The sequence below is a fragment of the Vibrio sp. 2-Bac 85 genome, assembly GCF_037546705.1.
GTDB lineage: Bacteria > Pseudomonadota > Gammaproteobacteria > Enterobacterales > Psychromonadaceae > Psychromonas.
Window position 1 is genome coordinate 1 of the sequence record NZ_JALAAB010000036.1, and the last position, 7,133, is coordinate 7,133.

Consider the following 7,133-nt stretch of genomic DNA (forward strand, 5'->3'; position numbering starts at 1 on the left):
GCGACGAACACAACGTGAAATACAGTGGTAATAAGGGGTATCCGATAACGAGACTTGTGATTGGCGAGACTGTGTCATAACAACTACCTCCGAGCATGTAAAACTACATGATCAAAAGATAGATTGATAATGACTATTAATCAAAGTTTATGGCTGTCCACTAGTTTTCTGGCTCTAGTTTTCTATCGGCTCTTTGCATTATCTCAATCTACAAATTAAACTAGATAGATGGAAACTTACAGATAAGCATTCACGTTGTTTTACAATCAGTAAGGCCAATGATAAAAAATTAGGATTGGTATTTAGATACTACCTATCAAACCTTGAACCACACTTAATTTCCTCATCGAAAACTTCAATTTCTTTAGCTTTTCTAGTTAACCAATCAGAAAAAATACTCAATGATTGAATTTCGGGTAAAGCCGGATTTTTCAGCAACTGATAACTACAAGGGTTTTTTAACTTAGCTTCTGTTAATTGTAGTAACTTTCCTTCTTTGAGCGAATCCATCACTAAAGACGTTCTCCCAAGTGCAATTCCATGGCCCAATTCAGCCAACTGTAGAGTAATATTAGATTGTGAAGAACGATTAATTCCATTTTCTAGTAATTTTATGCCACTGTTTATAGACCAGTATTTCCACATGCAACCATATTGCTGTGGCGTAGGGCTTTGATCGCCCAATAAAGGTAGATTTGGTAGTTTCTCAAGGAACTCTTTTGAAAGTGCTTTTACCCCATGTATTCTCGCGAAATCCGGTGAACATACAGGGAAAATGGACTCGGTAAAAATTGCGCTACTGTCGCTATTTTTTTTCAAATCTGATGCATAATCCATTCCTGCATGTGCTTGATGCGACGAAAAATCAGTAGGGTTGGTAATGGCATTAATTGACACCTGAATATTCGGAAATTCTGCATGAAAATCCATCAACCTCGGGAATAACCAACGTATAGCAAAGCCCGGCTGAACGGAAACTATAAGGCTTTTCGACTGGTGTTTATTGCGTTCATAAGCAATTATTTCATCAATAGCGCCCAACCCCATTCTGACATGATTAATTAGTGCCAACCCTGAAGGTGTTATGAAAATACCTCGGCCTGAACGAGTAAATACAGGAAATCCAACCCGAGTTTCCAGTGCTTTAATATGCTGACTAATTGCGCCTTGCGATACACCCAACTCATTAGCTGCTTTAGTAAAACTATCCATACGGCAAACCATATCAAAAATTTTTAGTGACTGTAACGAAGGGATTCTAAACATTTGAGAACTCTACTCATTAGCTATAACTAATGTATAGATTAGCAAGTTTGGATAGGAGGTTCAAAGATAATTTGTTAAATTTATGTTGCATATTAAAAGTCAGTTTATTTTATAACTATAGGATTAGCTAAAGAACTCATTAACATTTTGCTTATTAATATTGCACACATAATGTGATTTAGGCTTATTTGAATCAACATATATTACTACAATAATTTCAGGAGAAATAAATGAGTAAAGGATTACACACCCCTAGCTTCCAACAATCATTGATCACCTTTACCGCTATTGTTAGCGTCATTGGTATTGGTTTATTTTACCTTAAAGTAAGCTTGCATAGCTTAATGCTCATTTGTTTGGTCATCGCAGCTACTAGCGCTTGGTTTCTCACTCGTTCAGGTTTCGGTATTATTCGTGATGCAATGAATTCTGGCATTCAAAAAGCACTTTCAGCTGTCTATATTTTTATGTTGATCGGCGTTTTAATTGCAGCATTCATCCAAAGCGGTACTGTCAGTACCCTCATTTACTATGGTATTGAGTTCATCTCTCCAACCCTATTCCTCCCTGCCGGTTTAATACTCTGTAGCTTTATGTCAATCGCGACTGGGACGAGTTGGGGGACGGTAGGTACTGCAGGTGTTGTCCTTATGGGTATCGGGGGGGCGATGGGCATGCCATTACCTCTAGTGGCTGGAATGGTTATCTCCGGTGCAACATTCGGTGACAAGATGTCCCCTGTATCTGATACAACTAACCTCGCAGCGATGTCGGCTGGTGTAGATCTTTACGATCACATCCGCAGTATGATGATGACAACCGTACCAATGTTTTTGCTCTCATTAGTTGCTTTCTACTATTTAGGCTCAGAGTACGCGGCTACAGCACTCCCAATAGAAAAATTAGAGGGGTTAAGTAATGGCTTAAATAGTACATTCACTATCAACATTTGGTGTTTATTACCTTTCGCTGTCATGCTTGTTCTGAGTGTATTGCGATTTGCACCTGAAACAGCAATGATGACAAGCGCTATCGTAGCGGTACTACTGGCAACCTTTATGCAAGGACAAGATTTTTCGACAATATTAAATGCTCTTTATAGTGGTGCTGAACCACATACCGGCGTTGAGCTGCTAGATAATTTACTCAGCAGAGGTGGGATATCCTCAATGATGTGGACTTTATCATTAGCGTTAATGGCTCTAGCACTTGGTGGGATTTTGGATGAGTTTGGTTTTTTACGCACTTTAATCTCAGGCTTATTGAAGAAAGTTAAGCACGCGGGTAGTCTTGTAACCACCACGATCCTTTCATGCTTTATTGGAAATATGAGTATGGGTGAAGCTTACATGTCTATCATTCTAGGTGGCCAACTATTCAAAGGAGCCTATGACAAACAAGGTATTAACCGCAATGTTCTTTCTCGTTCTCTTGAGGAAGGAGCAACCTTAACAACAGCATTGATCCCATGGACAACAGGCGGAGCCTTCTTCGCAACAACTCTGGGCGTAAGTGTCGTAGATTATGCGCCATGGGCACTGTTGAACTGGGGAAATCCCATACTAGCAATAATATTTGCGTATTCAGGTATAGCACTATTTAGTTCTAAAAAACCTGTAGTTACTACAGATTCACTAACCACAGCAAAGGCTTAAATTATGACACCTGAACAAGTACTGGTTAATTTTGATGTTCTCGAAAGCATTCGTGAACTTCCAGATGATCTTAAGAAAAATTTTTGGACATTAACTGTCAATCGTAAAGGCAACACTGAAGAAGCCTATATGCGCACAGAAAGTTATACCGGACATGTTGAGCCTGGTGTTCGATATACAATGGATATCACAGGGCTCATCAAAACTCCAGAAGCTCAAATAAATGTGCTTCCGAAGGCAACCACACCAAGGCATTGCATACTGGATGGCGAATGGGATGAGACAGTAGATCTCACTATCGAGGATGCTAATATTCTTGGTGGTAATGGCCGCTACTTGCTCTCTGAGGGTAATGAAGAACTCAATATACCTATCGCTGAATGCACTGCTGAAAATCTTGCTTTCTATGGAAGCCAATTACTAAAAATGGGTGATTCTACATATTTTGAAGCTGACGCAGCTCTGCCTGTTACAGTGACAGCCGTTGGAAAAGACTATGTTAATGAGTATTTACTTGATTCTAACCTAGGTGGTGGTGCATACCTTGAAACACATGACCGTCCACATTTTCATATGCCGCTTGATGATCAAGCGGGTGGCTATTTGATAGTAGGAAAAGAGAATGAAGACGGCCAAAAACTACTTTCAGCTTTTAAGGTACCATTTGGTTTTGGAGTACACATGGCGCCATGGGCAATTCATGCAGATTCATATTTGCTTGGACGCTACCTCGTTATTTATTCCGCTACACCTTCATTCTCAACAGTGATAGTGCGAAAAAAAAATGGTGAACTTGCTAGCATCACATTTAGTTAAATTAAAAAGTGAGTTCTAATGCTAGAAATCATCAAAAAAGACAAGAATAATTCTATTTATCGATGGAAGCTTGTCGCTTTTTGATCCTGTAATCGCTTTATATGTATTGATAGCGTAGTAACTATTACATTAAAAGATAAAATTTATATCGGCCTTACAAACATGTTAGGCCGATACAAATATTGTCAACTTATTTACTGTAGGTGAAAAATAAGGATGAAATCAGCCTTAACCTAATTTTTTTGGATACTACTAACCTGTACCCTGCACGAAAATGAACGCTATCGGAATATGAGATAATACTTGACTTTACTTAATAACGACTAAAAGTAGGTTATTTACCTATACGTGGCAAGTTAAAACACGTTAGACTTGACTATATTATTTGAATTGTAATTGAGATGAAAATGGTATCACTATTTATCTAAAGCACTTTGCGTCATTACTGGAAAACCCACCGTCATCCTATTTTGTTATTTCCTCGCATTGGCCAACCCCAGCAAGCATCGATACAGTGTACGCCCATGGATAAAGGCAGTGTTCAAAAAGCACTCAAAAAAGTGATGACTGAGTTGGGGATTAAAAAGAACATAAGCCCTCACTCTCTTCGCCATTGTTTTGCAACACACCTATTAGAGCAAGGAATGGATTTACGCTCACTACAAATATTATTAGGGCATAACAGTCTCAATACCACGGCCAAATACACACAACTCACTCGTCTCAAACAAAAAGATAATGTGCACGCACTTAATGTGTTAACCGATAACTTACCGATTCAATGGGAGACGTTATGAGTCAATTTATCACATTACTTGAACGTTACCATGAGCAACTAGCGTTGCAATATGGTGGATTGTTGAATCAAGATGTTCGCCGCGCTATCACTGATATGCTGCACTGTAAAAACGATGTTAATCGTACGACCCAATGGCATTGTGGCCATTTGTCAGCATGACCAACAACTCCTTGCATCCTGTGGGAATCGAAGTTGTCCGCAATGTTTGCATCAAACAACTTCAAATTGGTTAGCTAAACAGACCAATAAACTATTACCCGTACACTATTTTATGGTCACCTTTACCCTACCCTATCAATTGAGAGTGCTGGCTCGTCAACATCCCAAAGCACTGTATCAATTGATGTTACAAGTGACTGCGGGCATATTAAAAGACTTTGCCAAGCGAGAGAATAAAGGCAGTTTAGGATTTACCAGTGTATTGCACACGCATAATCGTCGTCGAGAATGCCACCCTCATGTGCATATCATTGTGCCCTGCGGACGTTACGATACGACAAAAAAACAATGGCACAAAAGTGATAAGCAATATCTGTTTAATGAATTTGCACTCGCTAAAGTATGGCGAGCAAGAGTCATTGATGCGATTAATCACAGCCCTGAGTTAACCATGCCTACAGACATCCCTAAAAAATGGGTGGTCGATTGCCGTAAGGTAGGATTTGGCACCTCTGCTTTTAAATACTTATCACGCTATCTATATCGTGGCGTGTTGCCCGACAAAGACATTATTAAGATCACCGAGGAAATGGTCACATTTAAGTATAAAGAAAGCAGCACTAATATGACTAAAAAACGTACCTTACCAGTGCTCAAATTCTTATGGTTAATTTTACAACACGTGTTACCAAAAGGTCTGCAGCGAGTTAGAGATTATGGTTTTTTAAGAGGTAATGCTAAACAACTGCGACTACAAATATTGCTGATATTGGGGAGTGATATAAGCACAATGACGACATCAGTAAAACGCAAACGTGCAGTTTGTGTTTGTCCCTGCTGTCACCATGAAATGCATTTTATAGGCTTAAATCGACTGAGAAACTAATGCGTGAAAACGTACGGTCTTAAACAAATCATCTACATAAATGAAAGATTAACAAGCCAGAGAGGTGAGATGGCATTCAACAACTAAAATATAACATACTGATATAATTGAGGTATCAATTGTATCCTAGCGAGACTCGCCTTAAAGAAAGTTAAATCATTGAGCCAGCCCAAAACCAATTCCACTATTTACTATATAAAGCAGAGAGCCTCGTTCGGGCTTGTCCAACACCCAGATAAGGTGTCGGCTGCGCGACACCTATCCTTGTTTGTTATGTTTATTTAACTAATGCGAGGCAAGTTAGAAAAATGGTTCGAATCTATATTTATTCGTTGAAAAACCCGTTCAGGGTATTCTTTTTTTAATAATTTAACTAAATTATTAATGTTATCAATTAGAGGCGTAGCTATTAACGGAAGGTTTTCCATTCTTTCATTAAAGTACCTTTTATTAGTTGGAATATCATTTTCAGTTTGTTTTTTTTGCCAACGGAATATTCCAGAAATATATCGATTATAATTTATTTTTGCATAACAAATCTCGGAGTATACTTCATTACTCATTCGCGATATAAATGTATACTCTTCAACTTTAAGATCTAAGAAGTAGTCTTCGACTTCGCCATCTAATAATAGATGAAAAATTTCACCCAATTTTACCGACTCTATAGCTTCTTTTTTAATAGAGTCACATACTGTAATTACGTAGCGAAGCTTAAATAGCAAAACAGTAGCTTCTTTAATTTCTTGTCGGATTATTTCATTATTCCTTAGGTATTGCTGCTGGATAACTGTTAAAATTGCAACGACAACACCAATAGATGATAGAAATATCCCAATTGAATTTAAACTGCTTATAAAGTTTAGGTTGGAATCATCAACAACGGCCAATACGACTCCCATTGCATAAAACCCAACTAATACGCAACTGATATGTACAATGTACTTCCCAATTTTTTCCAACATATAATGGCTTACTATTCCTAACACATAACGCCTCGTTAACCAGCGCGTAGGTTGGCGTTGTTTTTGCTTTTTGCAAAAACGATGACAGCCGTTATGCGTCTGCGTTTAACGACTTGTTATACTTACAATTCATAGAACACTATTCGTTGCATTCTCTTTTATTAAGTTCAATGCATCTTGGTGAACAGCACCAAGTAGAGTATCAGCAGTTCTACTACTATGTTCAGGATTAGCAGAAACTGAAATCTGAAACTCTAGCGCTTTACCTAAGTATTCCATTGATTCTTCGATAACTATTACATTGGAGCTTTGCCCATGTAGCTTGCATCGCAGTCGCATTAAATCCAAAGTTGCAAAAGCAAAACATATACTTTGCATTGATTGCGGTAATGCATCTCTTGAGGCATCAAGAGCATCAATAAAGCCCAGTCCTTTAATAAACCTTAAGTATTCAACATAACTTGATGATTGCATGCCCGATTCTTCTAGAGCTTTTTTTGCTCCAAAATCAACCCTACTTTTTCTAAAAAAACTAAACATCTATTTTCCTCGTGATTGAAATCGAAAATAATCATACTTGTAAGGCA

At 38.2% G+C, this 7,133-nt stretch carries 5 protein-coding genes and 2 pseudogenes; 4 read left to right on the top strand and 3 right to left on the bottom strand.

The features are described from left to right. Nucleotides 1-309: 309 nt before the first annotated feature. Complete coding sequence (locus MT390_RS19545; protein ID WP_499442880.1) at nt 310-1,266, bottom strand: LysR family transcriptional regulator; 957 nt, start codon at nt 1,264-1,266, stop codon at nt 310-312. Nucleotides 1,267-1,496: 230 nt separating this feature from the next. Here MT390_RS19545 and nhaC point away from each other — a divergent pair, with 230 nt between their 5' ends. The 4 genes and pseudogenes from nhaC to MT390_RS19565 all read left to right on the top strand — a co-directional run bounded on the left by nhaC (nt 1,497) and on the right by MT390_RS19565 (nt 5,581). Beyond that, on the top strand, nt 1,497-2,921 hold the full coding sequence (gene nhaC, locus MT390_RS19550) for a Na+/H+ antiporter NhaC (RefSeq protein WP_499442882.1): 1,425 nt from the start codon (nt 1,497-1,499) through the stop codon (nt 2,919-2,921). Nucleotides 2,922-3,050: 129 nt separating this feature from the next. Continuing rightward, nucleotides 3,051-3,737 (top strand): hypothetical protein, encoded by a 687-nt coding sequence (locus MT390_RS19555; RefSeq protein WP_499442884.1) that lies wholly within the window; start codon nt 3,051-3,053, stop codon nt 3,735-3,737. A gap of 434 nt (nt 3,738-4,171) precedes the next feature. Further along, nucleotides 4,172-4,534, top strand: a pseudogene (locus MT390_RS19560) (tyrosine-type recombinase/integrase); the annotation flags it as partial. Next, nucleotides 4,531-5,581 (top strand): annotated as a pseudogene (locus tag MT390_RS19565) (IS91 family transposase). The pseudogenes MT390_RS19560 and MT390_RS19565, both read left to right, overlap by 4 nt. Before the next feature lie 281 nt (nt 5,582-5,862). Here MT390_RS19565 and MT390_RS19570 read toward each other — a convergent pair. Next, nucleotides 5,863-6,471 (bottom strand): hypothetical protein, encoded by a 609-nt coding sequence (locus MT390_RS19570; protein ID WP_499442885.1) that lies wholly within the window; start codon nt 6,469-6,471, stop codon nt 5,863-5,865. 204 nt (nt 6,472-6,675) lie between these two features. Further along, a complete protein-coding gene (locus tag MT390_RS19575; protein WP_499442887.1) occupies nt 6,676-7,086 on the bottom strand; it encodes a hypothetical protein in 411 nt (136 codons plus the stop codon). Between the last annotated feature and the right edge of the window lie 47 nt (nt 7,087-7,133).